26 protein-coding genes are annotated in these 25,510 nt (G+C 64.8%); 12 read left to right on the top strand and 14 right to left on the bottom strand.

Annotated elements, in window-relative coordinates:
• Positions 1-92 precede the first annotated feature (92 nt).
• A complete protein-coding gene (locus BRPE64_RS08980; protein WP_044041432.1) occupies positions 93-536 on the top strand; it encodes a hypothetical protein in 444 nt (147 codons plus the stop codon).
• A 62-nt stretch (positions 537-598) separates the two neighbouring features.
• Here the strand turns inward: BRPE64_RS08980 and BRPE64_RS08975 are convergent, their stop codons facing one another.
• Both BRPE64_RS08975 and BRPE64_RS08970 read right to left on the bottom strand, forming a co-directional pair.
• Positions 599-2,071, bottom strand: coding sequence for an HDOD domain-containing protein (locus BRPE64_RS08975; protein WP_016345770.1), 1,473 nt, complete (start codon positions 2,069-2,071; stop codon positions 599-601).
• A 146-nt stretch (positions 2,072-2,217) separates the two neighbouring features.
• Positions 2,218-4,173, bottom strand: coding sequence for a putative bifunctional diguanylate cyclase/phosphodiesterase (locus BRPE64_RS08970; RefSeq protein WP_016345769.1), 1,956 nt, complete (start codon positions 4,171-4,173; stop codon positions 2,218-2,220).
• A 475-nt stretch (positions 4,174-4,648) separates the two neighbouring features.
• Here BRPE64_RS08970 and BRPE64_RS08965 point away from each other — a divergent pair, with 475 nt between their 5' ends.
• Genes BRPE64_RS08965 through BRPE64_RS08955 form a run of 3 tightly spaced genes read left to right on the top strand, consistent with a single transcriptional unit; the run spans position 4,649 to position 7,130 of the window.
• Positions 4,649-5,971, top strand: coding sequence for an EAL and HDOD domain-containing protein (locus BRPE64_RS08965; RefSeq protein ID WP_016345766.1), 1,323 nt, complete (start codon positions 4,649-4,651; stop codon positions 5,969-5,971).
• 56 nt (positions 5,972-6,027) lie between these two features.
• Entirely contained in the window at positions 6,028-6,609 is a 582-nt protein-coding gene (locus tag BRPE64_RS08960; RefSeq protein ID WP_016345765.1) for a peroxiredoxin, read from the top strand.
• Positions 6,610-6,638: 29 nt separating this feature from the next.
• Positions 6,639-7,130 (top strand): hypothetical protein, encoded by a 492-nt coding sequence (locus tag BRPE64_RS08955; protein WP_016345764.1) that lies wholly within the window; start codon positions 6,639-6,641, stop codon positions 7,128-7,130.
• Positions 7,131-7,154: 24 nt separating this feature from the next.
• Here the strand turns inward: BRPE64_RS08955 and cydB are convergent, their stop codons facing one another.
• Positions 7,155-8,162 carry a cytochrome d ubiquinol oxidase subunit II gene (gene cydB / locus BRPE64_RS08950; RefSeq protein ID WP_016345763.1) on the bottom strand — a complete coding sequence of 336 codons (1,008 nt, stop codon included), beginning with the start codon at positions 8,160-8,162 and terminating at the stop codon, positions 7,155-7,157.
• A 43-nt stretch (positions 8,163-8,205) separates the two neighbouring features.
• Entirely contained in the window at positions 8,206-9,663 is a 1,458-nt protein-coding gene (locus BRPE64_RS08945) for a cytochrome ubiquinol oxidase subunit I (protein WP_016345762.1), read from the bottom strand.
• A 290-nt stretch (positions 9,664-9,953) separates the two neighbouring features.
• Here BRPE64_RS08945 and sugE point away from each other — a divergent pair, with 290 nt between their 5' ends.
• From sugE to BRPE64_RS08905, 8 genes are all read left to right on the top strand, one after another.
• Positions 9,954-10,274 (top strand): quaternary ammonium compound efflux SMR transporter SugE, encoded by a 321-nt coding sequence (gene sugE, locus BRPE64_RS08940; RefSeq protein ID WP_016345761.1) that lies wholly within the window; start codon positions 9,954-9,956, stop codon positions 10,272-10,274.
• Positions 10,275-10,597: 323 nt separating this feature from the next.
• Entirely contained in the window at positions 10,598-11,227 is a 630-nt protein-coding gene (locus tag BRPE64_RS08935) for a DUF4126 domain-containing protein (RefSeq protein WP_044041431.1), read from the top strand.
• Positions 11,228-11,337: 110 nt separating this feature from the next.
• On the top strand, positions 11,338-13,827 hold the full coding sequence (locus BRPE64_RS08930; protein ID WP_232519216.1) for an ABC transporter permease: 2,490 nt from the start codon (positions 11,338-11,340) through the stop codon (positions 13,825-13,827).
• A gap of 20 nt (positions 13,828-13,847) precedes the next feature.
• Positions 13,848-14,270, top strand: coding sequence for a group II truncated hemoglobin (locus BRPE64_RS08925; protein ID WP_016345757.1), 423 nt, complete (start codon positions 13,848-13,850; stop codon positions 14,268-14,270).
• Positions 14,271-14,395: 125 nt separating this feature from the next.
• Complete coding sequence (locus BRPE64_RS08920; RefSeq protein ID WP_016345756.1) at positions 14,396-15,127, top strand: alanyl-tRNA editing protein; 732 nt, start codon at positions 14,396-14,398, stop codon at positions 15,125-15,127.
• Positions 15,128-15,129: 2 nt separating this feature from the next.
• Complete coding sequence (locus BRPE64_RS08915; RefSeq protein WP_016345755.1) at positions 15,130-15,720, top strand: DUF924 family protein; 591 nt, start codon at positions 15,130-15,132, stop codon at positions 15,718-15,720.
• 116 nt (positions 15,721-15,836) lie between these two features.
• Positions 15,837-16,841: a DUF5672 family protein gene (locus BRPE64_RS08910; RefSeq protein ID WP_232519173.1), complete on the top strand. Its 1,005-nt coding sequence runs from the start codon at positions 15,837-15,839 to the stop codon at positions 16,839-16,841.
• A gap of 320 nt (positions 16,842-17,161) precedes the next feature.
• Positions 17,162-18,052, top strand: a complete 891-nt coding sequence (locus BRPE64_RS08905) for a DUF5672 family protein (protein WP_016345753.1) — start codon at positions 17,162-17,164, stop codon at positions 18,050-18,052.
• A 104-nt stretch (positions 18,053-18,156) separates the two neighbouring features.
• Here the strand turns inward: BRPE64_RS08905 and BRPE64_RS08900 are convergent, their stop codons facing one another.
• The 10 genes from BRPE64_RS08900 to BRPE64_RS08855 form a co-directional block, all read right to left on the bottom strand.
• Positions 18,157-18,903, bottom strand: coding sequence for an SDR family oxidoreductase (locus BRPE64_RS08900; RefSeq protein ID WP_016345752.1), 747 nt, complete (start codon positions 18,901-18,903; stop codon positions 18,157-18,159).
• Between the two features lie 28 nt (positions 18,904-18,931).
• Complete coding sequence (locus BRPE64_RS08895; protein WP_044041430.1) at positions 18,932-19,516, bottom strand: LOG family protein; 585 nt, start codon at positions 19,514-19,516, stop codon at positions 18,932-18,934.
• A gap of 2 nt (positions 19,517-19,518) precedes the next feature.
• Positions 19,519-20,253 (bottom strand): TetR/AcrR family transcriptional regulator, encoded by a 735-nt coding sequence (locus BRPE64_RS08890; protein ID WP_044041429.1) that lies wholly within the window; start codon positions 20,251-20,253, stop codon positions 19,519-19,521.
• Positions 20,254-20,394: 141 nt separating this feature from the next.
• Positions 20,395-20,940: a diacylglycerol kinase gene (locus BRPE64_RS08885; protein ID WP_016345749.1), complete on the bottom strand. Its 546-nt coding sequence runs from the start codon at positions 20,938-20,940 to the stop codon at positions 20,395-20,397.
• Positions 20,937-21,965, bottom strand: coding sequence for a glycosyltransferase family 4 protein (locus BRPE64_RS08880; RefSeq protein WP_016345748.1), 1,029 nt, complete (start codon positions 21,963-21,965; stop codon positions 20,937-20,939). Before BRPE64_RS08880 ends, BRPE64_RS08885 begins: the two co-directional genes overlap by 4 nt.
• A 65-nt stretch (positions 21,966-22,030) precedes the next feature.
• The gene (locus BRPE64_RS08875) at positions 22,031-22,990 is read right to left on the bottom strand and encodes a UDP-2,3-diacylglucosamine diphosphatase (protein ID WP_408608249.1); all 960 of its coding nucleotides are present in this window, start codon (positions 22,988-22,990) and stop codon (positions 22,031-22,033) included.
• 121 nt (positions 22,991-23,111) lie between these two features.
• Positions 23,112-23,630, bottom strand: coding sequence for an RDD family protein (locus BRPE64_RS08870; RefSeq protein ID WP_016345746.1), 519 nt, complete (start codon positions 23,628-23,630; stop codon positions 23,112-23,114).
• Between the two features lie 4 nt (positions 23,631-23,634).
• Positions 23,635-24,405, bottom strand: coding sequence for a DUF3106 domain-containing protein (locus BRPE64_RS08865; RefSeq protein ID WP_016345745.1), 771 nt, complete (start codon positions 24,403-24,405; stop codon positions 23,635-23,637).
• Between the two features lie 40 nt (positions 24,406-24,445).
• Positions 24,446-24,898: a DUF3619 family protein gene (locus BRPE64_RS08860; RefSeq protein WP_016345744.1), complete on the bottom strand. Its 453-nt coding sequence runs from the start codon at positions 24,896-24,898 to the stop codon at positions 24,446-24,448.
• Positions 24,895-25,458 (bottom strand): RNA polymerase sigma factor, encoded by a 564-nt coding sequence (locus BRPE64_RS08855; protein WP_016345743.1) that lies wholly within the window; start codon positions 25,456-25,458, stop codon positions 24,895-24,897. Before BRPE64_RS08855 ends, BRPE64_RS08860 begins: the two co-directional genes overlap by 4 nt.
• Positions 25,459-25,510: the final 52 nt, after the last annotated feature.

Genomic DNA, 25,510 nt, shown 5'->3' with positions numbered 1-25,510 from the left:
AGTGCATCACGCATTGCTTCACTTTTGGATCGAACCGCAACGTCGAACCTTTTTAGCCGCAGCGAGAACGGCGCAAACAAAGGAACAACGTCATGTGGTCTATATCCTGTCCTATTTCTTCGTCCATCTCCAATAGCGACTTCCTGCGCGAACACGCGCGGCGACTGCTTCGTCACGCCCGCGACGGCGACACGAGCGCGTCCATGCCCGTGCTGCGCCGCCTGCTCGCGACGAAGCTCACGCGCGCCGAACGGCTCGCCGACCTGCACGCGACTCGCGCCGATCTGCAACTGAAGCATCTTCTCGCGATGCTCGCCGCCGAACTCGGCTACGCAAGCTGGGACGCGTGCAAGCTCGATATCGACGGACAGCCGCACGCGGTCATCGACCGTTATCGGCTGGACGCCGGCGCATTCAACGACTTCGAGAAGAACTGGTTTGCGAACGAGGCGGAAGCGCTCGACTGGCAGCGCGTGCACGGCGGCTATATCGTGCGCTACGGCGAGCAGGCCGTGGCCATTCTGAAGCGCGAATAAGGGAAGTGACGCGGGGAATTGACGCAGACGCAGACGAGTGACGCGCGCAGGAAGGAAGCTGCTCAGATGAGCTCGACTTCCTTCCAGTTCGCGCTAGAAAAAAAACGAGCCAGCTCCTTCGTGAGCTCGTTGAGCGCGCTCATCTCGGGCGCCGAGATTTTGCGCACATGCTGCGGATGGGTCCAGTCGCCGTAGACGAGCGCGACGGTCGAATCGTTCGATTTCACCGGCAGCAGCACGAACGCCTGTCCCTCGCCGAGCGTCTCCTTGTACCAGCGCGGCAAGCGTGCGTCGATACGCGCGTCGTGCGCGTTCTCGATAAAGATGCCGACCGGATTCGTAATTGCCAGATGGAACACGTCTGGGCGGAATTCGGCCGAGAAGCGCAGTTGCGGCAACATCGGCTCGACACCGGCGCCCAAGCCCAGACGCGCGTGGAATTCGTTGTTGGCCTGACGCACGAACACGACAGTGCGCGACAAGTGCAGGCTGCCGAGCAGCGACTCCGATGCAAGCGCGAGCGCCGGCGCCAGCGCGTTCTTCGAAGGCAGCGAGCGCAAGTCCTCGACGCTCGCGCCGATGCGCGCCTCCGCCGACACATTGGCGCGCGCCATGGCGTCGGCGTTGGCCTGCAGCTCAGAAATCTCGCGGATCACGCCGTCGCTCGCTTCTTCGGCGGCGAGCGAGAGACTCATCGACGCAAGCGTTTCCGCGTCGGTGTTGAGCGCGCCGCTGTAGCGATGGGCGATGCCGACCAGCGTTGACTCGCGTCCCTCGGCGGCCGCGTTCTGCGCGGTCAGCGCATCGGCGACTTCGGTGGAATAGTTGGTGACGGCCTGCAGCCAGCGCACGTGCTTGGGCGTGGTTTCATCGACGGGCGCGTTCGGATCGCTCGCGCGCATGCCCTGACGGATGGTCTCGGGCAGACGCCAGCGGTCGGCCGCCTCGATGCCGATTTCGTCGAAGGTCACGCCGAGCAGCGCCGCGCACGCGCTGCTGTCGCTGATATTTTCCGACGCCGCCTTGCGCCGCAACTGATCCCACTCGTGTTCGAGATAGAAGGCGACGAGCAGCTTGCCGATCTGCCGCATCAGCGTGCAGACGACCGCTTCCTCGGCGGAGCGCAAATCGGAGTGCTCGGTGATCTGCCGCGCGACCGCGCCCGAGAGCAGCGTGCGATTGAGTTCGAGCTTCGCGTCGATGCGCCGCGGCGCGCTCTGATGGAAGTGATCGACGATCTTCAGCCCGACCACGAGATGGCCGACTGCATCCATGCCGAGGACCATCAACGCGCGCGTGACCGTGGTGATATTGCCGCCGAAGGCGATGTACATCGCCGAATTGGCGAGGCGCAGCACCTTCTGCGTGAGGCCGACGTCCGACAGCACGACTTGCACGAGCGCCGTGAAGTCGAGGTCGTCATCGCTCATCGCGGACACGGTCGAGCGCAGCGCCTGAGAGAGCATGGGGAAATCCCCGCGCTCGCTCATGCGCGCCCACAACTTGTCCAATAGTTCGGCCTTGGTGCGTGCCATTGCTAAAAATAAGAACCCTGCTTGTTACGCGACGGCTATCCCGAGGCGGTCCAGCAAATCCGGTGCAGCGCCCGATAACATGGAAAGATACACGTTATTAGGGAGTTACGGCGTGTTCCTCGATTAGAACACGAACCTGTTTCCGCTCATATTGTCTCGTGCAACACGAGCGAATTCGATTGAAACGATCTCGCCAGTTCGTCCGACGGCAGCGCGTGGCTGATGAGCCAGCCCTGAATGTGATCGCAACCGAGGTCGGCGAGCAAATCCCGCTGCGCTTCCGTCTCGACGCCTTCCGCAACCAGTTCCAGCCCGAGCGATTGCGCGAGCCCGACCACCGCGCTCACGATCGCGCGATTGTTTCGGGACGTAATCAGGTTCTCGACAAAGCTGCGGTCGATCTTGAGCTTCGAGAGCGGAAAACGTTGTAAATAGGCGAGGCTCGAATAGCCGGTGCCGAAGTCGTCGACGGCGAAGCGAATGCCGATCGAGGTCAGTGCTTCGAGCAGGCGCGTCGCTTCTTCCGGGTCGTGCATCAGGAGGCTTTCGGTGATCTCGAACACGAGGCGGCTCGCGTCGATGCCCGTGAGCGCGAGCGCTTCCTTCACGGCGGCGGTGAAACGTTTGTCGCGGAACTGCTGCGGCGACACGTTCACGGCGATGTAATCGAGCCGGATGCCGAGCGCGTCCCACTGCGTGATCTGCATGCAGGCGGCCTTCAGCACCCAGTTGCCGAGATAGTTGATGAGCCCGATCGACTCCGCGAGCGGAATGAACGTCGAAGGCGGCACGAGCCCGTGCACGGGATGATTCCAGCGCATCAGCGCTTCCACGCCGACCACGGCGCCCGTACGGATCTTCGTGATCGGCTGGAAGTAGAGCGAGAACTCGCCGTTGCGCACGGCCTCATAAAGATCCGCTTCGAGCTTCAGACGCTCCGCGTCGGCGGGGTTGTCGTCGATCGTATGGAAGACGAGCGCGTTGCCGCCCGATTCCTTCGCCTGCGCGAGCGCGTGATCGGCCATCCGCAAGAGACTCGTCTGCGCGCCGCTGCGCGCGTTCTTGCCCGCCTGATCCGGATACAGCGCGACGCCCACGCTCGCCGACAAATGCGTGTGCTGACCGCGATGCCGGTACGGCTGCGCGATCGCGGTCAGCATGCGGCGCCCGAGACTCTCGGCGAGTTCCGGCGTCGTGCCCGGCGGCAGCAGCACGGCGAATTCGTCGCTGGCCACGCGCGCGACGCGCTCGCCGTGTCCCGCCGTGTGCTGGATGCGGCGCGCGGTCTCGCGCAGCAGTTCGTCGCCGGCGTCGTAGCCGAGCGCGCGATTGATTCGTTGATAGTCGTCGATGTCGAGCAGCACGAGCCCCGCGTGCGAGCGCGTGAGTTCCGCTTCGGCCTGGGCCGCTGCGATCGCCGCTTTCAGCGCGACCAGGTTTTCGAGGCCGGTGAGCGGATCGTGATGCATCGCGTGGCTGAGCGACGCTTCGCGCTCGCGCCAGTGCGACACGTCGAAGGCGGCGAGCGCGAAGCCCGGCGTGCCGCGCGCGGCGGTCGAGATGAGCCGCAACTCGACGCAGATCGGATAGGTCAGCGACTTCACGACGGTGAGCGTCGCCGATTCGAGCTTGCCGCTCGCGCGCGCCCGGGCGACGAGCGCGTGCAGTTCGTCGGCTTCTTCGGATGCGACGAGGTCATGCAGCGTCAGCATGCTCAGATAGTCGCGGTGATAGCCGATGAACTCGATGCTCGCGTCCGAGACATACAGAAAGCGCAGCGCATCGTCGAGCTGCGCGAGGAAGTCGACCGCGCCGAGCGTGGCTTCGGAGGCGGGCGCGCGGAACCCGCTTTTCGGCTGCGGCGCACCGGAAGGCGCGGGCGCGGCGGTAGCGGCCGGAGTTTCGGCGAGCGCGGCCGGGATCGGGTGCGCGTCGTGTGCTTCGTGCATTGCGGGTGCGTCGTGTGCGTCGTGTGCGTCGGGATGCGGGCCGGACGCGTGTGCGCGGCGTTCGCGCGCGGCGCTTCCCCATGCGCGGGACAGCGCATCGAGCACGATGCGCCACGGTGCGCGGCGGGAGGCGGTGATCCGGTTCGCTTGCATGTTCTCGTTGGGTTCTGGCGGCGGCCGCTTGGCCGGGCACTCGGCGGCGCGTGCAAAGCCGCGCGTGCGCGACCTGCCGCTCGTTCGTTTCCGCTTCGTTGCATGGGGCGCGGCACGCTCTATCAGGCGAGTTATCGGCTTTGTCAGCGATTTCTTTAACCGGTCATGCAGCCGCCACCAACTCGCGCGGCGCTCAAGAATGTCGAGGAATTGTCGATAGGAGTTACGTATGATGTCTGCTGGCGAATTCAGTTACAGTGGCGCGTTCCGGTGGAAACGGTTCCCCGCCATGGCCGATGCAGGCCCTCGCCGCGTGTAATCACCCGAATCCGTTCGACTCGTTCGCCCCCATGATCGAATCCAATCCGTTGCCGGCCGGCGCCCAAGCCAGAGCGCCCGCGCCGGCTCTCATGCAAAGCCCAGAAGCGCCGGCGGCCGTGTCCGCGTCGCGGCGCGCAGCCATGCGTTTTCCGTCATGCCCGATTCGTCTTTGAAGCCGTCTCCGAAGCCGTCCCCGAAGCGCGCGACGCTCGCGAAACGCGGACAGAGCGTCTACGTCGGGCGTCAGCCGATTCTCGACGGCGACGGCGCGCTCGTCGCCTACGAACTGCTGTTTCGCGACAGCCCCGACAACCGCGCCCGCGTCCACGACGACGTGCAGGCAACCGCGCATGTCGTCGCGCGGACGGTGGGAGAGATCGGCGTGCCGGCGGTGCTCGGCCCGCATCCGGGCTACGTGAACATGAGCCGCGAACTGCTCTTCGACGACATCGTTCACATCATGCATCCCGAGCGTTTCGTGCTGGAGTTGCTGGAGAACATCACGTTCGACGAGGCGCTCTTCAAGCGTTGCGCGCAGTTGCGCAACGCGGGCTTCCGCTTCGCACTCGACGATGTAATCAGACTCGACGAGGCGCTGCTCGCGGCGCTTCCCTCGGTCGATATCGTCAAGGTCGATTTCCTCGCGGCGGATCACGCGCATCTGCCCGAACTCGCCGCCGCGCTCAAGCGTCGCGGCAAGCTGCTGGTCGCGGAAAAGATCGAGACGCGCGACGATTTTCTGCAGGCCCGAAGGCTCGGCTTCGATTTCTTCCAGGGGTATTTCTTCGCGCGTCCACAAGTATTGACTGCGCGGCGCGCAAGTCCGGCGCGCGGCTCGCTGCTGCGCCTGATGTCGGTACTCGCGGGCGAGCCCGGCATGCGCGAACTGGAAATGGAGCTGAAGCGCAATCCGGACATCGTCGTGCAGTTGATGCGTCTCGCCAATTCGAGCGCGCAGACGCGCGGACGACGCGTGTCGTCGTTGCGCGAGGCGATCGCGGCGACCGGCACGCGCCAGCTGATGCGCTGGGCGCAGCTTCTTCTTTATGCAGACGGCAGCGGGTTGCCGTGGCGTTCGGACCCGCTGCTGCAACTCGTCGGCACGCGTGCGCGCTTTCTGGAACTCGCGGCGGCCGCCCTGCGTCCCGAGGACGAAGCCTTCTCGGATGCCGCGTTCATGACGGGCATCTTCTCGCTCGTGCATGTGGTGCTCGACATGCAGCCGGCCGAAATTCTCGATAAGCTGCATCTGGCGGCGGAAATCCGCGCGGCAATCCTTTCGGGCGAGGGCTCGCTCGGTGCGCTGCTCGGCATTGCGCGGGCAGCGGAGCGGGGCGATGCGCCCGCCATCGACGCAAGCCGCCACGCCGAGCCGGTGCTCGATATCCTCACGCCCGCCGTGCTCGCGAAGCTGCAAGTGGAGGCGGCGGCATGGTTCGCCGAACATCGCATGGATCAGAACGCGGACGACGCCTGACGCGCGCGTCTGCGCATCGAACGAAGTCATCCAGGCAATCATCGAAAGGAGCGAGCATGAAGAGCAAGCTTTTCCGCTTCACGGCCGGTTGCGCCGTCTCGGTCGCCGCCGTGATCGGCTGCGCGGTCGTCGCCTGGCCGCTCGCGGCGGGCGCGACGCTCAAGCCCGGCGACGCCGCGCCGGACTTCACCGCGCAGGCATCGCTCGGCGGCAACGTGTACGACTACAAGCTCGCCGATGCGCTGAAAAAAGGCCCGGTCGTCCTGTACTTCTATCCGGCGGCGTTCACGAAAGGCTGCACGATCGAGGCGCACGAGTTCGCCGAAGCGGTCGATCAATACAAGGCCGAAGGGGCGACGGTGATCGGCGTGTCGCACGACAACATCGACACGCTGAAGCAGTTTTCGGTGAGCGAGTGCCGCAGCAAGTTCCCGGTCGCGGCGGACGCGGACTCGAAGATCATCCGCTCCTACGACGCCTCCATGCCGATGAAAAGCACGATGGCCAATCGCGTCTCCTACGTGATCGCGCCGGATGGCCGCGTGATCTACGAATACACGAGCCTGTCGCCGGACCAGCACGTCGCGAACACGCTGCAGGCACTGCGCGACTGGAACGCGAAACACAAGACGCAGTGATGCGCGTCATCGTCCTCGGGTGAGCGGCCATGCCCATCGTCATCGCATTCGTCCTTCTGGCGCTGCTGATTTATGGCGCCGTGTGGTCGTTCAACATGCTGCATGCGCATTTCGGTCTGGGCGTGGCGGTGGGCGCGGCGATCGTGGTGGCGCTTGCTATCGCGGCGGGCGTGATGCGCTGGCTCGCGAGCCGTCGCGAGATTGCGCCGAACCTGCGCAAAGGCGAAAACGGCGACTGGACGCATGAGCTGCGCACCGACTGGGGCGGCGTGCGGATCGCGGCGGGCAAGCGGCTGTGCGATGTACGTGTCGGCGACGAGCGCGGCAGCTATATCTTCGCCGACCTGCGCGGCGCGCGCGTGCAGGAGCCGGGCGGCGGGAGCGGCGCACCAGGCGCATGGCAGGTCGTGCTCGACGTGCAGGACCCGAAGCACGGCGCATGGAATCTGCCGATGCGCGATCGCAGCGAGGCGCACAAGTGGGCGCGCATTCTGTCGCTCGCGACGCGGCAAAAACTCTGACGCGACTCCCCGCTTATTCCACATTTATTCCGCGTGATAGCCCATGTCGCCGCGCACCTTGCCGCGAAACACCCAATACGACCAGATCACGTAGATGACGAGTACGGGCAACAGGAACATCGTGCCGATCAGCAGAAACTGATGCGATAGCGGCGCCGCCGACGCATCCCACAGCGTCACCGACGGCGGCGCGATAAACGGCCACAAGCTGATGACGAGCCCGGTGAACGCGAGAAAGAACAGCCCGATCGAGCACAGAAACGGCGCCACTTCGCGGCGCTTGGCAAGACTCGACCAGAGCGTCCACGCGAGCAGCGCGGTGAGCACCGGCACCGGCGCGAACGCGAAACTGTCCGGGAAGCCGAACCAGCGCGCCGCGATGCGCGCATCCTTGAGCGGCGTCCACAGACTGATGAGCAGAATGAACGCGATCACGCCGATCAGCGCGTAACGCGCCATCTTGCGGCCCCATTCCTGCAATTCGCCCTCGGTCTTGAGCACGAGCCAGGTCGTGCCCTGCAGCGCGTAGCCGAAGATCAGCCCCACGCCGACCAGCAGCGGAAACGGCGCGACCCAGTTCCAGCTCGTGCCGACATAGACGCGGCCCTGGATCGGAAAGCCCTGAATGAACATGCCGAGCACGATGCCCTGCGAGAACGTCGCGACGAGCGAGCCGCAGCCGAACGCGGTGTCCCACAGCCACTTGCGCGCGCCGATCACTTCGCGGAACTCGAACGCGACGCCGCGAAAGATCAGCCCGAGCAGCATGAAGAGAATCGGGAAGTAGACCGCCGGGACGATGATCGCGAACGCGAGCGGAAACACCGCGAACAGCCCGCCGCCGCCGAGAATCAGCCAGGTCTCGTTGAAGTCCCAGACGGGCGCGACGGAGTTGATCATCAGATTGCGCGATTCGGCGTCGCGGCGCAGCAGGAACATCATCCCGACGCCCAGATCGAAACCGTCGAGCAGCACGTACATGAACACCGCCAGCGCGAGAATGGCCGCCCACAACGGCACGAGATCGAGCATTGCGTTCTCCGGTTTCGTTCGTCTCAGTTGCGCTTCGGTACGGCTATGTGCGTCCGCGGCCGGGCGGCACGATGTTGTCGTCGCGCACGGTCTGCGATGCGCCGCCCGCGCCCGCCGATACCGCCGAGAGCGGGCGTGCGGCGCGTGTCTTCGCATCGAGTTGATCTTTTTCGTGCGCGTGCGCCACTTCCGCCGGCCCGACCCGCACCAGCCGCCGCAGCAGAAAAAATCCCGCGCCGAAGATCACGAGATACGCGAGCACATACAGCAGCCACGAGAGGCCGACATCGGCGGCGGTGAGCGAGGGCGTCACCGAATCTTTCGTGCGCAGAATGCCGTACACGGTCCACGGCTGGCGGCCCGCTTCGGTGGTCGTCCAGCCGGCGATTACGGCGATGAAGCCGAGCGGCATCGCCCAGGTCGCGAAGCGTAGCCACAGCGTGCTCGTCTCGACGCGCCCGCGCGCGAACAGCACGATGCCCCACAACACGAGCGCGAGCATCAGCAGCGCGATGCCGACCATGATGTGAAACGCGAAGAACACGACCGCCACGTTCGGCCGGTCCTCGCGCGGAAAGTCCTTCAGTCCGCGCACGTAGCCGTTCGGATCGTGGGTCAGATAGAGGCTGCCGAGTACCGGAATCGAGATTTCGAAGCGATTGCGTTCCGCTTCCTGATCGGGAATCGAGAAGAGATTGGCGGGCACGCGCGTGCCGGATTCCCACAGGCCTTCCATCGCGGCGAGCTTGGCGGGCTGATGCTTCAGCGTGTTGAGACCGTGCGCATCGCCGAGCACCATCTGGATCGGCACCATGATGATCAGGAAGATCAGCGACATCTTCACCATCACGCGGCTTTCTTCGAGCGCGCGCCGCTCGCGCAGATACATGGCGCCGATGCCGAGAATCACGAAGCCCGTCGTCACGAGAAACGCGCTGACGGTGTGGCTGAGCCGGTACGGAAACGACGGCGTGAAGATCACGTCGAAGAAACTCACCACTTCGAAGCGGCCGTCGGGCAGCATGCGATGGCCCTGCGGCGTCTGCATCCAGCTATTGACCGCGAGAATCCAGAACGACGAGATCACGGTGCCCGCCGCGACGAAAATCGCCGACATCACGTGCGCCCATTGCGGCACGAGCTTGCGCCCGAACAGCAGCACGCCGAGAAAGGCCGATTCGAGGAAGAACGCCGTCAGCACTTCGTAGCCCATCAACGGGCCGACAACATTGGCGGTGGCGTCCGAGAAGCGGCTCCAGTTGGTGCCGAACTGGAACGGCATCACGATGCCCGACACCACGCCCATGCCGAACGACACCGCGAAAATCTTCAGCCAGAACGCGGACAGACGCCGGTAGACGTCGCGTTTGGTGATCCACCAGTTGAATTCGAGCGTGGCGATGAAGCAGGACAGGCCGACCGTGAAAGCCGGAAGCAGGATATGGAACGCGACGACCCAGGCGAACTGGAAGCGGGAGAGCAGGACCGAATCGACATCCATGAACGCTCCTTGGTTCAGGTCTCTTGGTTCAGATCGATGAACGGACAGTCGAAGGGGCGCGCCTCGCGCGGGCGCTTTCTGCATTAACTTTCTGCATTAATACGCCCTATTAATACACGTTTTTGACGACAGCGGCCACGCACCGCGCGGCGTCGCGTCGCAGGCGGGAAGCCGTGCGTGCCAGGAATGCACCAGTTTGATACAATTTCCCTTTCGAATCATGGCCATGCGGACGACCGCATGCGCATCGCTTCATCGGGGACGGCCCCGCTTTTCAAGGGAGTCGCCCGATGTCCTGGATTCTTCTGTTCATTGCCGGTCTGCTCGAAGTGGCATGGGCCGCCGGTCTCAAATCGTCCGAGGGCTTTACGCGCGTGGGGCCGTCGATCTTCACGCTCGTCACGGCAATCGGCAGCTTCGTTCTCCTCGCCATGGCCATGCGCCAGTTGCCGCTCGGTACGGCCTATGCCGTCTGGACGGGCATCGGCGCGGTCGGCGCGTTCATCTTCGGCATCGTGTTCATGGGCGAGGCGCTGTCGGCGGCGCGCGTGTTCAGCGCGGTGCTGATCGTGGCGGGGCTGGTCGGGCTGAAGCTTTCATCGGGGCACTGACAGCGCACCCGTTCGCCCATCCGTTGCGCCCGCGCCACCCCGCCGTGCGTTGGCGCACCGGGAGCGGCAATCGCCCGGAGCGTTGCTGCACCGCGTGGTTTTGCGTGGATATAATGGTCTGAGGTCATCCGGTTTGCGGCAGCGTTCAGGTCGAGCGCCACGCCGCATAAATTTTCGCTGTATCGTCATGGATGTAGGCGGCCTCTTTCGATATCTGCCGGAAAGACCGTTTTTTCAAGCTGGCAAAATCTTCCGACAAGCACGCCCGACAAAGCGGGGCACGCCGGCGGCAGGCAGCACTGGGCAGCAAAAAGGAGGCGGCAATGCTTGAGTCACTTTCGCTCGCAGCGGGCCTTTCATGGGCGAGCGGGCTGCGCCTGTACCTCACCGTCTTTATCGCCGGCATGTTTCAGCGCATGGGGCTCGTTCACTTGCCGGATGCCCTCGCGGTGCTCGGCTCGCCGTGGGTGATCGGCGTCGCGGCGGTGCTCGCGATCGTCGAATTTCTCGCCGACAAAATTCCCGCCGTCGATTCCCTGTGGGACGCGGTCCACACGTTCATCCGCATTCCGGCGGGCGCGGTGCTCGCGGCCGGCTCGCTCGGTCACGCCGATCCCGCCATGCTGACCATCGCGGCGCTCGCGGGCGGCACGCTCGCAGGCGCATCGCATTTCGCGAAGGCGGGTACGCGCGCGCTCATCAATCTGTCGCCGGAGCCGGTGTCGAACTGGGCCGCATCGGCGACCGAAGATGTCGGCGCGCTCGCCGGTATCACGCTTGCGCTGTTCGTGCCGTTGCTGTTCCTCGTGCTCGTGCTGGTGTTTCTCGTGCTCGCAGGCTGGGCGTTGCCGCGGCTTGCGCGCGGCGTGCACGGCGGCGTGTCGCGTATGGCTAAACACATGCTGCCCGGCACCTATACGCGCATGAACCGGCTGCGGAGCAAGCACGATTGAGCACGGCAGCCAAGGACGATCCCTCTCCGCGTAACGCGACGCACAAAGCCGGCCAGACTCACCGGACGGTCCGGCTCGATTTCCTGCAGACGGCGCGCCAGGCCTGGCGCATGACCGCGCGCGACTGGCGTGCGGGCGAACTCACGATGCTTCTGCTCGCGCTCGTGCTGGCGGTCGCGGCGCTGTCGAGCGTCGGCTTTCTTGCCGATCGCATGCGCCAGGGCCTCGCGCGCGACGGGCGCCAGATGATCGCCGCCGATTTCGTCGTGCGCGCGGACCATCCCGTCGATCCGATGTTCGCGAGCGAGGCCAAATCGCTCGGCCTGCAGACGGCGGGCACCACGATTTTCCCCAGCATGATCAGCTCGACGTCCGCGCAGCCGCTTGCGCGACTCGCGGCGATCAAGGGCGTGACGCCCGGCTATCCGTTGCGCGGCGCGTTGCGTATCGCGCCCGGCATTGACGCCGCCGACGCCCCCGCGCACGGCATCCCCGCGCCCGGCACCGTCTGGGTCGATGCCGCCTTGCTCGACGCGCTCAAAACCCAAGTCGGCGGCACGCTCAAGGTCGGCACGCGCGCGTTCACGGTCGCAGGCGTCATCACGCGCGAGCTGGATCGCGGCTTTTCGTTCGTCAACTTCTCGCCGCGCCTCATGATGCGCGCCGACGAAATCGCGGGGACGGGTTTGCTCGGCTACGGCAGCCGCGTGACCTACCGGCTGCTGGTCGCGGGCGGCGATGCGCAGGTCGAGCAATTCGCGCAGTTCGCGCGCGCAAAGACCGACGGCGGCAAGCTGCGCGGCGTCGGGCTGGAATCGCTCTCGGACGGCCAGCCGCAAGTGCGCCAGACGATCGATCGCGCGAGCCATTTCCTCACGCTCGTGTCGCTGCTGACGGCGCTGCTTGCCGCGGTCGCCATCGCGATGGCCGCGCATCGTTTCGCGCGACGGCATCTGGACGGCTGCGCGGCGATGCGCTGCCTCGGCGTCAGTCAGCGCACGCTGCGCGCGCTGTTCCTGAACGAATTCGTCGCGATCGGCCTGATCGGCAGTGTGGCGGGCGTCGCGCTCGGCTTCGGCGGTCATCTGGTGCTGCTGAGCTGGCTCGGCTCGCTCGTCGATGTCGAATTGCCGCAGCCGAGCGTCTGGCCGGCGCTGCAAGGTATCGCGATGGGTCTCGTGCTGCTGCTCGGCTTCGCGCTGCCGCCGCTCTTGCCGATCACGCGCGTGCCGCCGGTTCACGTGATACGCCGCGAACTCGGCGATGCGCAGCGCGTCGCGTATGCGGCTTACGGCGTCGGCGTGCTGCTGTTCGCGGCGCTGCTGATCGTCGCGGCGGGGGAGTTGAAGCTGGGCGGCATCGTCGCGGGCGGGTTCGCGGCGGGCTTGCTCGTGTTCGGCGTGATCGCGCGGGCCGCGCTCTGGGCGGCGGCGCGCTTCGTGCGGCGCGAGCGCAGCGCGGCGGGCGTCGGCTGGCGCTACGCGCTTGCGTCGCTGGAGCGGCGCAGCGGGTCGAGCGCGTTGCAGATCACGGCGCTCGGCATCGGGCTCATGTGCCTGTTGCTGATCGGCATGACGCGCAACGATCTCATCAAGGGCTGGCGCGACGCCACGCCGCCCGACGCGCCGAACCAGTTCCTGATCGACATCCAGCCGGACCAGCGCGCGGGCGTGCTCGATTATCTGCACGCGAACGGCCAGCCCGACGCCGCGCTCTCGCCGATGGTGCGCGCGCGCCTCGTCGCGATCAACGGCCACGCGGTGAATCCGGACGACTACGACCGCGCCGACGCGAAGCGCCTCGTCGACCGCGAATTCAACCTGTCGTACACGACCGCGCTGCCGGGCGACAACCGCGTGACGCAAGGCACATGGTTCGGCACGGATGCGAAGCCGCAGGTGTCGATCGAAGAGGGCATCGCGAAGACGATCCGCGTGAAGCTGGGCGACACGCTGCGTTTCGACATCGCCGGGATGCCGGTCGAGGCGCCCGTGACGAGCGTGCGCAAGGTCGACTGGAATTCGTTCAAGGTCAACTTTTTCGTGCTGATGCCGCCCGAGGCGCTCGCCGATCTGCCGGCCACTTTCATCACGAGCTTTCATCTGCCCGAGAGCGGGCAACGCATGATCGACGGGCTGGTGGCGCGCTATCCGAACGTGACGGCCATCGATGTCGCGCCGATTCTCGCGCAGATTCATCGCACGCTCGCGCAGGTGATCGGCGCGGTGCAGTTCCTGTTCCTTTTCACGCTCGCGGCGGGCGTGCTCGTGCTGTATGCGGCGCTTGCCGGCACGCGCGACGAACGCGTGCGCGAGTCGGCGCTGCTGCGCGCGCTGGGCGCGTCGCACAGGCAGGTGCGCTCGGTGCAGGTGGCGGAGTTCGTCGCCGTGGGCGCGCTGTCCGGCCTGATGGCGGCGCTGGGCGCGCAGGGCATCGGCTATGTGCTGGCCGCGCGCGTGTTCGAGTTTCATATCGATTTCAATCCGTGGCTCGTGCCGGCGGGCGTCGTCGCGGGCATCGTGTGCGCGGGCTTGAGCGGCTGGCTCAGCTTGCGACGCGTGCTGGCGCGCCCGGCATTGCAGTCCCTGCGCGATGCGTAGCTTTTCGTTGCTTTCAAGTCATGAGCGAAGTCAATTCCCCATCCCCCGACAATGAAGTCCAGCAGCCGAGCGCCTTCGAGCTGATCGGCGGCGAGGAGCGCGTGCGCGCGCTCGTCGATCGTTTCTACGACCTGATGGATCTCGAGCCCGAATTCGCGGGCATCCGCGCGCTGCATCCGCCGACGCTCGACAATTCCCGCAACAAGACGTTCTGGTTTCTGTGCGGCTGGATGGGCGGCCCGGATCATTACATCAGCCGCTTCGGGCATCCGCGTTTGCGGGCGCGGCATCTGCCGTTCGCGATCGCATCGGCCGAGCGCGACCAGTGGCTGCGCTGCATGGCCTGGGCGATGGAGGACATCGGCGTCGACGACGCGCTGCGCGAACGCCTGCTCACGTCCTTTTTCGATACCGCCGACTGGATGCGCAACCGTCCCGGTTGAATCGCTGGGTTTTGTATCGGTTCGAGAGGGGCGGGTGTGCTGCATCATGTTCGTTCGAAGGCGCGCCAATGACTGGCAAGCACCACGAAGCGCCCGTTCCCCGCATCCACCAGGACGTACGAATCATGAGCACACGCGCACTCTTTCGCGAAGACGCCTATCTGACGCACTGCGAGGCGAGCGTCACCGCCATCGACGAGCAAGGCATTCACCTCGATCAGACCGTTTTTTATCCGCTGGGCGGCGGTCAGGCGGGCGATGCCGGCACGCTCGCGCTCGCGGATGGCACGGTCATCGCGATTGCCGACACGCGCAAGGCGAAATTCGAAGGCGCCACGCCCGACGACGCCGTGCACGTTCCCGCGCCCGGTCAAGAAGCGGCGCTGGCGAAGCTCGCGATCGGCGCGAAAGTGCGCGCGGAGATCGACTGGGAGCGACGTTACCGGCACATGCGGCTGCACACGGCGAGCCATCTGATCTGCGCGGTGCTGCCGTATCCGGTGGATGGCTGCAGCATCACGAGCGAGTATGCGCGGCTCGATCTCGCGACGGTCGAGCCGATCGAGCGCGAGCGGGTGGAAGCGAGGCTGAGCGAGCTGGTCGGCGGCGCGCATGCGGTGAGCACCGAATGGATCACCGATGACGAAATGAGCGCGCGTCCCGAACTCGTGCGCACGATGAGCGTGAAGCCGCCGATGGGTCTCGGCCGCGTGCGTCTGCTGCGCATCGACGATGTGGACCTTCAGCCGTGCGGCGGCACGCATGTGCGCAACACGGGCGAGATCGGCGGCCTGCGTATCGCCAAGCTGGAAAAGAAGAGCGCGCGCACGCGGCGGCTGGTGCTCGAACTGGCCTGAACGTGTCCGCCGATATCGACCCGCGCGCGCACGAGATCCTCGATCTCTGGTTCGGCGCGCCGGGGTCGCCCGAGTTCGGGACGGAGCGCAAGCTCTGGTGGAGGAAAAAGCGCGCCTTCGATTCGCTGCTGACGGAACGCTTCGCTTCGTTGCTCGACACGGCGCACGCGGGCGGCTTGCGGGAGTGGGAGCGCACGCCGCTCGGCACGCTCGCGCTGATCGTTCTGCTTGATCAGTTTTCGCGTAATTGCTTCCGGCATACGCCGCGCGCTTTCGCGGGCGACGCACGCGCGCTGGCCCTCGCGCGTTCGATGGTCGAGCGCGGCGATGATCTGCGCCTGCCGAGCGCGTATCACCGCGCGTTCGCCTATATGCCGTTCGAGCACGACGAAGCCATGCCGAGCCAGCGCGAGTCCGTGCGGCTTTTCGCCGGACTCAGGGACGAAACGGGCATCACTTCGTTCTACGAATCGGCGATGGAGCACGCGGAAGTCATCGAGCGATTCGGGCGCTTTCCGCATCGCAATCGCATTCTCGGGCGCGAGACGGCGTCTGACGAAGAAGCGTGGCTGGTGCGGCACGGTGGGTTTTAAAGTTGCCGTCCTGGCGGTTCATGAACCTTGCGCTCTGATTTCGCCTCGCCCGTTCGCAGTCCTGCGAACGTCACATTCCTGCAATCCGAAATTCGCTCGAGATCGGCGGCCGGTCATTGTTGCGCGATCGGGTCGTCCGTATGATGCCGTTCCGACGCGCACGAGCAAGCACAAACGCAAACACAGAAACCGCGCGCTCGCTGAAGCCCAGGAAGGTACGCATGACTCAACATCATTTCGACCGGATTACGTTGGTATCGGTCACCGGTCTCGCCGATGCGCAAGGCGCAGCCTATGCCCTCGCATTGAGCCTGCGGCAGATGCCCGGTGCGCGCGCGCTGCTGTGCTGCCCGCATCCTCCTTCGGACCTCCCGCCAGGCATACGGCATTGCCGGATCGCGCCGCTCAACTATCACGAATACAGCTGGTTCATGATGTTCGCGCTGTGGCGGCTGATCGAAACCGACTACGTACTGACGGTGCAAAGCGACGGCTGGGTACTCGATGCCAGCAACTGGACCGATTCCTTTTTCGAGTACGACTACATCGGCGCACCGACGCATATCGCGCGAATTCAGTCGGAGGGCGGCGCGCAGTGGGTGCAGGGCTATAGCTGGTATGAGCGTCTGGGCCAGCCCGGTCAGGTGATCACGCCGGTGCTGAACGGCGGGTTCAGCTTGCGCAGCCGGAAAATGCTTCGGGCGTTGATCGATCATCGTCATATCAAGGTGGAACTCAACCCGCCCGACGACCTAATCGGCGAGCCTTTGCGGATGCAATGGGTCGGGGCAGGTCCGAACGAAGACGTGCAATTGACGGTTGTTTTGCGCGAGCAGCTTCAGGCGGCAGGCTTGCGATTCGCGCCGCTCGATCTGGCTATGCAATTTTCCATCGAGCACTCCGGACCGCTCCACCGGGTGGATACGCTGGCGCGGCTTTTCGGTCATCACGGACAACATCGGCGGCTGGTCAGCATCGATCCGCCTGTCGTCAGATATCCCGTTGCGCAGGATCGCTTCGAAGGAACGACGGAAATGGCTGTCGCGGAGCATTTGCAGCGGATTGGGTACCGCGTGGAGTTCGTGCAGCCGCAAGCTGCGCCGGCTGCGGCAGTCGCGTAACGTCCGCAGCGCACATACTACGGCGCATTCGACATCGCGCGGGCGGCAGTGCGTCTCTTTGGAGAGCTAAAGAACGAAACGGGCGTTGTAACTTTCTATGAATCGGCGCTGGAGGGTGGTTCGGGCGCTTTCTCTATCGCAATCGCATTCTCGGGCACGAGATGGCGTCTGGGAAGAGGCGTGGCCGGCGCGGCACGGCGGGTTTTGAGCAATCGATATTTTGGATCAAACCGCTATACGCGATGCGAGGTGTTGGGTAACCTCTGCGGTCCGCCAACGCGGGCAAAAGATCGCGAAGGCCACACGAGCAAATACCCACCATGCCTCACAACCGATTCAATCGCGTCACGATCGTCTCTGTCACCGGCTTGTCCGATACACGTGGCGCGGTCGCGGCGCTCGCCGTGAGCCTGCGCAACATGCCCGGTGCGCGCGCCCTGTTGTGCAGCCCGGAGGCTCCGCCAGACCTCCCTCCCGGCGTCGCTCACGTCCGGATTACGCCGCTGACCTACGTCGAATACAGCTGGTTCATCCTGTTCGCGCTCTGGCGCGTGATCGAAACCGATTACGCGCTCATCGTGCAGGACGACGGCTGGGTGCTGGACGGTGCCAACTGGCGCGACGAATACTTCGAGTACGACTACATAGGTGCGCCATGTCATCAGGCTCTGGTCGAAACATCCGAAGGCAGTCAGGCCATGCGTAGCTTTTCCTGGTACGGACTCCTGGATCGACCCGAATATAAGGTCTGGCATGTTCAGAACGGCGGATTCAGCTTGCGCAGCCAGCGTCTGCTGCGTGCTTTTGTCGATCATCCGCACATCAAAGTCCAGCTTCCGACGCCGGAAGTCTCGGGCGATCCGCTGAGGTTGCACTGGACCCACAGCGATATCAACGAAGACGTGCAACTCACGCTGATACTGCGCTCGCCGCTCGAAGCCGTTGGCATCCGGTTCGCGCCGATGGCACTTGCTCTGCAATTCGCAATGGAAGGCGGCGGTGCGCCTCATCACGGCATGGACCTCATGCAATTGTTTGGTCATCACAGCAGTTGGCGGCGTCTCGTGAGCGCGGACCCGCCGACGGTATGTCACAAGCTTTCGCAGGCCATGGTGGAGAATCACCCAATAGAACGGCTGATGGTGAACACGCTGCGGGCACGCGGCTATCGCATCGAATTCGCTCCGGCTGAGCAGGGCGGAGCGGCGTGATTCGTGGCTTTTTTTGGTCGTTTCGCCGGACGAGGAACGCCTTTTTTCGCTGAAATCCGGAAGCCGCCCGAACCCGGCTGTCGGCATCCCGCCGTTCAACGCACCTAACGTCCGCCCGTCACATCCAGAATCGCCCCCGTCACATACGACGACGCATCCGACAGCAGCCACACGATCGTCTCGCCGACTTCATCCGCCGTGCCGGGCCGCCCGATCGGCGTCTGCACGCCGAGCACTTGTGCGCGGTCGGGTTTGCCGCCGCTCGCATGAATATCGGTTTCGATCAGACCCGGCCGGATCGCATTCACGCGCACGCCTTCGCGCCCGAGTTCCTTCGAAAGCCCGATGGTCAGCGTATCGATCGCACCCTTGGAACCCGCGTAATCGACATACTCGCCCGGACCGCCCAGCCGCGCCGCCGCCGACGACACATTCACGAGCGAGCCGCCCCGGCCGCCGCGCGACGTCGACATGCGCCGCGCCGCCTCGCGCGCGCATAGATACGCGCCGAGCACGTTGATGTCGAAGATGCGCTTCATGCGCGCGATGTCCATATCCGCGAGCGCCGAGCCGGGCGCGACGATGCCCGCGTTGTTCACGACGCCATCGAGCTTGCCGAAGGCTTTTTCGGTGGCGTCGAACATGGCGATGAGCGCGCTTTCGTCGCTGACATCGCCTTCGATCGCAATCGCGTGGCCGCCCGCGGCAACGACCGCGGCGACGGTTTCATCGGCGGCCGCCGCGTTCGACGCGTAGTTCACGCCGACGGACCAGCCGCGCTTGCCCGCGAGCACGGCCGCTGCGCGGCCGATACCGCGGCTTCCTCCGGTGATCAGGATGACTTTGGACATCGAACGGGTTTCCTCGGGAAGATGAAAATCAGACGGCGTCGCGCTTTTCGGTCCACTTGTCGTGCGTGGGCGGCACATAGGCCGCGAGCTTGGCGATCATTTCGTCGGGTTGCGCCGCGACCTGAATGTAGTCCAGATACGGCGCGCGCATGAAGCCTTCCTCGACGGTGTGACGCAACATCGTCATGAGCGGATCGTAGTAGCCGTTCACGTCGAGCAGGCCGACCGGCTTCTGGTGATAGCCGAGCTGCGCCCACGTATAGACCTCGAAAAACTCCTCGAAGGTGCCGACGCCGCCAGGCATCGCGACGAACGCATCGGCGAGATCGGCCATCTTCTTCTTGCGCTCGTGCATGTCGGGCACGACGTGCAGTTCCGTGAGATCGGTATGACCCACTTCCTTTGCGAGCAGCAATTCGGGAATCACGCCGACCGCGCGTCCGCCGGCGGCGAGCACTTCATCGGCGATGAGTCCCATCAGGCCGACGCGGCCGCCGCCATAAACCAGCGAGAGATCGTTCGCGACCAGCGCGCGGCCGAACGCCTTGGCCGCCTCGGCATAGATGGGGCGGGCTCCGGTCGCGGAGCCGCAATACACACACACTGCTTTCATGCTCAAGAGTCCTTTGTTTCGTTCTTCGATGCGCCTGCCTGCGCGTCTTCGCGCGGCGGCAGAAAGTCGGCATATTCGCGCTTCGGCAGCTTACCGGATACGAGGTCGTCGAAAAGCTGACGCGAGCGCCCGCGCAGATACGGCGCCATGATCGAGATGATATGCAGGCTCGCCTGATGCAGTTCCGCGCGAATCGCTTCCTGATCGTTGTACTTGCGCGGATTCATCACGTACTGATACGAGAGCCAGTAAGTCGCGATCACGCCCATGTTGGTGGCGATCACCTTGATCTCGTCGGGCGTCGCGACCATTTCCTGATCGGCGACGAGCGCCTCGCACAACTGGCTCGCGAAGTGCACCTTGTGCGTGATGATCTGCTTGAAGTGCGTCTCCAGCGTGCGGTTGCGCGCGAGCAGGTCGTTCAGGTCGCGATAGAGGAAGCGGTACGTCCAGAGGAAATCCGCCATGTACTGCAGGTACGACCACATTTCGTCGATCGTCGGACGATGGTCGTCCGGAAAGCGCAGCCGCTTTTGAATCTGCTGCTCGAACTGCGCGAAGATGCTGTTGATGATGTCGTCTTTATTGCGGAAATGGTAGTACAGGTTTCCTGGACTGATTTCCATTTCCTCGGCGATCGTCGTGGTAGTGACGTTCGGCTCGCCGATATCGTTGAACAACTTCAGCGACAGCTCGAGTATCCGTTCGCGGGTGCGGCGGGGTGGTTTGGCTTCCATGTCGTCCGACCTTGGGCGAGGCCGCGGCGGCTCGGGATGAGCGTTCGGCGGCCGCTTCCGTTGCTATTTTTGAGAATGTCGGACGATTATAAACCGGTCGTTCGGCGTCACGGACTCGCCCGCGCGAGGCAGTCTCGTCATTTATAAGATACGCGCCAGATACGCCGATGCAAGCGGCCAGAGAATCAGGCCCCAGGTGAGGACACAGACGGCGAGCGCGACCATCACGGCGGCACTGCCGAGATCCTTCGCGCGTTTCGAGAGTTCGTGGCGTTCGAGCGAGATGCGGTCGATCGCCGCCTCGACGCTCGAATTGAGCAACTCGACAATCAAGACGAGCAGCACCGATGCGATCAGCGCCGCGCGCTCCACCGGCGCGACCGGCACGAAAAGACTGCACGGCAGCAGGATCGCGGCGAGCGTCAGTTCCTGGCGGAACGCGCTTTCCTCGCGAATCGCGACGCGAAAACCGTAGAGCGAGTTCTTCATCGCGTGCCACGCGCGCGTGAGGCCGCGATTGCCCTTGTACGGATTGAAGGGCAGATCGTCGGGGCTCAGCGGTTCGCGCGAGGGAAGCGGCGGGTCGTCGGCGTCGTCGGGGTCGTCGTCGAACGGATCGCGCGCGCGGGCCGGCGCCGTGCGCGCGTTCGCTTCGGCCCGTTCCTGCGCGAGGCCGCGTCGCGTCATGCGGCCGCCTGCTCGGACGACGCGCGCGGACCGAAGTGCCGCAAATGCGACGCGAACTGCTCCGACGCCGCGCGCCACGAGAAGCGTTCGGCCCAGGCGCGGGCATCGGCGCGTTCGATCTTGAGCGCCTGCAGACAGGCTTCGCGCAGATCGTTGTCGAGCGCGCCCGGGCCGTTCTCGCCGAGTACGTCGATCGGACCCGTCACCGGATACGCGGCGACCGGCGTGCCGCAGGCCATCGCTTCGAGCAGCACGAGGCCGAAGGTATCCGTGCGGCTCGGGAACACGAACACATCGGCGGCCGCGTAGACCTTCGCCAGTTCCGGCTGCGACAGAACGCCGAGATAGTTGACGTTGGTATAGCGCGACTTGAGCTCGGCGAGCGCAGGGCCTTCGCCCGCGACCCACTTCGAGCCGGGCAGATCGAGCTTGAGAAACGCCTCGACGTTCTTCTCGACCGCCACGCGGCCCACGTACAAAAAGATTGGCCGCGCGGTGTTGAGCACCTTCGACTCCATCGGATGAAAGATGTCGAGATCGACGCCGCGCGTCCACAGCACGACGTTGGTGAAGCCGTAATGCTCCAGATCGCTCTTGACGACGGGCGTGGGCGCCATCACCGCCTGCGAGGGCCCGTGGAACCAGTGCAGGAAGCGATACGTCAGCGCGAGCGGAATGCCGAAGCGCGCCTTCACGTACTCGGGAAAGCGGGTGTGATACGCGGTCGTGAAGGGCAGTTTGTGACGCCGTGCATAGGCGCGCGCGGCGAGCCCGAGCGGTCCTTCTGTCGCGATGTGCAGCGCATCCGGTTCGAAGGCGTCGATGCGCTCGGCCACGCGCCGGCCCGGCAGCAGCGAGAGACGAATCTCAGGATAAGTCGGGCAGGGGATCGTTTTGAATTCGAGCGGCGTGAGCAATTCCACGCGATGCCCGAGCGCGCTGAGTTCCTTCGTCGTTTGCGTGAGCGTGCGCACGACGCCATTGACCTGCGGCTCCCATGCGTCGGTAACGATCATGATTTTCATCGGCTTCGGCCCAGGGTTGGGTGCTGCATTGGGGTACTGCGTTGGAATTGGCTTCGATGCGGTGCTCAGACCGTCGCGCGGGCGCGAACGGCGCGCTCGGGTGCGCGCATGACGGTCCAGTAGACGATCTTCAGCTCGCCGTCGTAAGTCTCGACGAGCGCCGACAGGCTCTCGACCCAGTCGCCGTCGTTGCAGTAGAGAACGCCGTCGATGTCGCGGATCTCCGCCTTGTGGATGTGTCCGCACACGACGCCGTCGCAGCCGCGGCGACGCGCTTCGTCGGTCATCACGCGCTCGAACTGCGAGATGAAGTTGACCGCGTTCTTGACCTGATGCTTCAGGTACTGCGACAGCGACCAGTAATTGAAGCCGAGCTTCGTGCGCACGCGGTTGAACCAGCGGTTGAGCAGCAGGATCATCGTGTAGGCGGTGTCGCCGAGATAGGCGAGCCACTTTGCGTGCTGAATCACGCCATCGAAGAGATCGCCGTGCACGATCCACAGGCGCTTGCCCGCGAGCGTCGTGTGGAACGCTTCGCCGCGCACGTGAATGTCGCCGAACGCGAGATCGCAGAACTGGCGCGCGGCTTCGTCGTGATTGCCGGGGATATAGACGACCTGCGTGCCCTTGCGCGCCTTGCGCAGGATTTTCTGCACGACGTCGTTGTGCGCCTGCGGCCAGAACCAGCCTTTGCGAAGCTGCCATCCGTCGATGATGTCGCCCACGAGATACAGATACTCCGACTCGTGATGGCGCAGAAAATCCAGCAGATACGGCGCCTGACAGCCGCCCGAGCCGAGATGGATGTCCGAGAGCCAGATCGTGCGATAACGCTGCGGCGCGTCGTCGGGTTCGTCCGAATCGCTGTCATGCAGTGAAGCGGCGAGGCGCGCATCGACGTAAGCCGGTGTACCCGACGCGGCGGATTCGGACGATTCAGTGGATTCGGAGCGAAGCGAAGGACCGGCGCGCAGATCGCTCGTGACGAAGCGGAAAGGGGAGGACGGTTCGAAGGGCGGGTCGATTGCCGGGTCGAATGCCGGACGGGCGGACGAGTTGAAGGCCATTGGCTCGCGCATCGAGTTTCGGTATGCGCATTGCGCCATGCGGCTGTGACCGAGCCGTGACAGTCACGAGAAGTTCTTATTACTTGGCGGCGGGCTGAGTCGCGACGATGCGCGTACCGGCGAGGCGGTCATGAAGGAACTGGCGCGCCGGGTCGAGCCGCACGGCGGCGGCCCATAGCGCGACCCACGCGGCGAACACGCCGAGCGTTTGCGGCACGGTGAGCGCGAGAAGCGGATGCAGCGCGAGCGGCGGCAGGAACCACAACCATGCGAGCACGTAACGCGCAAGCGCGCGAGCGGGTTTGACGGGCTTGCCGTGCGCATCGACGACCTTGAGGCGCCAGGTTTTCATCGGCAGGGTCTGGCCGCCGTGCGTCCAGAAGTACACGAAATACGCGGCGAGCACGATGCCGATCCACGACATCAGCCAGTTGTGATGGGTGAGGCCGTTGCGTTGCTGCGTGAGCGTGCTGAAAAGATATCCGGCGATGAACACGATGCCGAACAGGATGACGCCTTCGTAGATCATCGTCGCGAGGCGGCGGCGCAGCGTGGGCGCGCGCAGCGATGCATCGACGACCAACGCGGGCGCGCTCATGCGCTCACGAACCGTTGTACATCGAGGGCGCCTGTTGCGGCGACACCGGAATCGGCGTGGCCGGCACGATGCTCGCGGCGTTCGGAATGCCCGGTTGCAGCGGCACGGCGGAACCGGGCGCGGCGTGCGCGGCGCCCGACGCCGAACCGCCTTCCGCGTGTCCGCCGACATGCCCTTGCTCGCGCGCCGCGACCAGCCGGTTAATGTCCTTCACTTCGGTCTTGCCCGTGGGCGGCGCGGAAACGACAGTCGGACGGCGAACGTGTTCGCTCGCGGCCAGCTTCTTTTTCTGTTCTTCGGAGAGTTTCTGATAGGCGTCCCACGCCTTTTCACGATTCTCGAGCGGCACCGATTTGGAAACCTGATAGTTTTCCCGCGCGACCTTGCGCTGGTCGGGCGTGAGGCGCACCCATTCTTCCATGCGCTGCTGCAGATGCTTCTGCGCGTCAGGCGACATGCGATGAAACCGCGACGCGATCTTGAGCCACTTGCGCTTGCGCTCGTCGGAGAACGAATCCCATTGCGTGGCGAAGGGCGCGAGCGCGACATGCTGCGCTTCGCTCAGATGACTCCAGGAGAGCGGACCCTCGGGCGACAGCGCGGCGAGCGGCGAAGTGCCGGCGTCTGCAGTCGCGCCCGAGCCGCCGACGGGTGCGGCGGCTGCCGACGGCGTGGCGGCGGAAGTCGAGTAAAAGCGCGGATAAGTCGCGGCAAATGCGACGAGACCCGCAATCGCGCAACCAAAGACAATCGCGAGACCGCGCTTGTAACTCACCCGAAAATTCCCCCGCTGTATTCAGTGCTTAATGACAGGATTAGTGATTACGCGTGAGATACGCGTTGAAGCCGTGATCCAGATAAGCGTCGATGGGCAGGCTGTCGCTCATCATGGCGGCGTCGATATCGGCCAGTTCCGCCTTACGCTGCTGGTCTTCCCAGTAAGCGATGCCGGCAAGCCCGATGGCAAGCGCCGCCAGCGGCCACGCGAGGCCCAGCCCGCCGAGCCGCGCGAGCAGGCCCTTCGGGCGTGCGTCTTCGCCAGCGTCCCCCGCCGGGAGCGTGCTGCCCGCGCCGGCCAACGCCGGCGTGAAGACGGGCGCAGACACCGCGACGGCGACTTTCTCCGGCTTCTTGCGCGCGATAGCAGACCGGCGCGCCGCGGCGAGCCGATCGACGGCCGCGGCCGGAATATTCGACGTATTTTCGTCGAGTGCGCGCACCACTTTCAGCGCGAACTCGTTTTCCTTCGTTTCTAGAGCGGAACTCATAGCGTGATCCCTTTGGCTTTCAGGGCTTGAGCGAGAGTGTGCGTGGCGCGTGAACAATGCGTTTTCACGCTACCCTCGGAGCACCCCATCGCAGCGGCCGTCTCGGCGACATCCATATCTTCCCAGTAACGCATGAGAAAAGCTTCTCGTTGACGTGCGGGCAGTTTCTGGATTTCCGCGTCGATCAGATTGAGGATCTGTTCGCGCTCCAGTTTGTTCTCGCTGCTTTCGCTGCCGACCGCGCTGTCTTCGGAGTCGAAGGTTTCGAGCGGGTCGAATTCGTCGTCGTCCGCGTTGCCGAAGGACGAGAAGAGGCTGACCCAGGTGTTGCGCACCTTCTGGCGACGGAAGTGATCGTGCGTCGCGTTCTGAAGGATACGCTGGAACAAAAGCGGAAGCTCGGAAGGCGGCCGGTCGCCGTACTTCTCGGCCAGCTTGATCATCGCTTCCTGCACGATGTCGAGCGCCGCGTCGTCGTCGCGAACGGTGTACACGGTTTGCTTGAACGCGCGTCTTTCGACGCCCGCCAGGAAATCGGCGAGTTCCTTGTCTGATGCCATCCGTTGGGGACCCGGCGCAACGAATTTGCGTCGAAAGGGATCGTGAGGTTCG

The sequence above is a fragment of the Caballeronia insecticola genome (genome assembly GCF_000402035.1).
Classification (GTDB): Bacteria; Pseudomonadota; Gammaproteobacteria; order Burkholderiales; family Burkholderiaceae; genus Caballeronia; species Caballeronia insecticola.
This window is presented reverse-complemented; position numbering and strand designations above follow the sequence as displayed.

Coding starts and splice junctions, on each gene's coding strand:
- BRPE64_RS08975 (WP_016345770.1), bottom strand. CDS start 2,071: ATGGCACGCACCAAGGCCGAACTATTGGACAAGTTGTGGGCGCGCATG.
- BRPE64_RS08855 (WP_016345743.1), bottom strand. CDS start 25,458: ATGGCATCAGACAAGGAACTCGCCGATTTCCTGGCGGGCGTCGAAAGA.
- BRPE64_RS08965 (WP_016345766.1), top strand. CDS start 4,649: ATGCCCGATTCGTCTTTGAAGCCGTCTCCGAAGCCGTCCCCGAAGCGC.
- cydB (WP_016345763.1), bottom strand. CDS start 8,162: ATGCTCGATCTCGTGCCGTTGTGGGCGGCCATTCTCGCGCTGGCGGTG.
- BRPE64_RS08955 (WP_016345764.1), top strand. CDS start 6,639: ATGCCCATCGTCATCGCATTCGTCCTTCTGGCGCTGCTGATTTATGGC.
- BRPE64_RS08960 (WP_016345765.1), top strand. CDS start 6,028: ATGAAGAGCAAGCTTTTCCGCTTCACGGCCGGTTGCGCCGTCTCGGTC.
- BRPE64_RS08935 (WP_044041431.1), top strand. CDS start 10,598: ATGCTTGAGTCACTTTCGCTCGCAGCGGGCCTTTCATGGGCGAGCGGG.
- BRPE64_RS08930 (WP_232519216.1), top strand. CDS start 11,338: ATGACCGCGCGCGACTGGCGTGCGGGCGAACTCACGATGCTTCTGCTC.
- BRPE64_RS08900 (WP_016345752.1), bottom strand. CDS start 18,903: ATGTCCAAAGTCATCCTGATCACCGGAGGAAGCCGCGGTATCGGCCGC.
- BRPE64_RS08860 (WP_016345744.1), bottom strand. CDS start 24,898: ATGAGTTCCGCTCTAGAAACGAAGGAAAACGAGTTCGCGCTGAAAGTG.
- BRPE64_RS08920 (WP_016345756.1), top strand. CDS start 14,396: ATGAGCACACGCGCACTCTTTCGCGAAGACGCCTATCTGACGCACTGC.
- BRPE64_RS08970 (WP_016345769.1), bottom strand. CDS start 4,173: ATGCAAGCGAACCGGATCACCGCCTCCCGCCGCGCACCGTGGCGCATC.
- BRPE64_RS08890 (WP_044041429.1), bottom strand. CDS start 20,253: ATGGAAGCCAAACCACCCCGCCGCACCCGCGAACGGATACTCGAGCTG.
- BRPE64_RS08885 (WP_016345749.1), bottom strand. CDS start 20,940: ATGACGCGACGCGGCCTCGCGCAGGAACGGGCCGAAGCGAACGCGCGC.
- BRPE64_RS08905 (WP_016345753.1), top strand. CDS start 17,162: ATGCCTCACAACCGATTCAATCGCGTCACGATCGTCTCTGTCACCGGC.
- BRPE64_RS08925 (WP_016345757.1), top strand. CDS start 13,848: ATGAGCGAAGTCAATTCCCCATCCCCCGACAATGAAGTCCAGCAGCCG.
- sugE (WP_016345761.1), top strand. CDS start 9,954: ATGTCCTGGATTCTTCTGTTCATTGCCGGTCTGCTCGAAGTGGCATGG.
- BRPE64_RS08980 (WP_044041432.1), top strand. CDS start 93: ATGTGGTCTATATCCTGTCCTATTTCTTCGTCCATCTCCAATAGCGAC.
- BRPE64_RS08880 (WP_016345748.1), bottom strand. CDS start 21,965: ATGAAAATCATGATCGTTACCGACGCATGGGAGCCGCAGGTCAATGGC.
- BRPE64_RS08895 (WP_044041430.1), bottom strand. CDS start 19,516: ATGAAAGCAGTGTGTGTGTATTGCGGCTCCGCGACCGGAGCCCGCCCC.
- BRPE64_RS08945 (WP_016345762.1), bottom strand. CDS start 9,663: ATGGATGTCGATTCGGTCCTGCTCTCCCGCTTCCAGTTCGCCTGGGTC.
- BRPE64_RS08870 (WP_016345746.1), bottom strand. CDS start 23,630: ATGAGCGCGCCCGCGTTGGTCGTCGATGCATCGCTGCGCGCGCCCACG.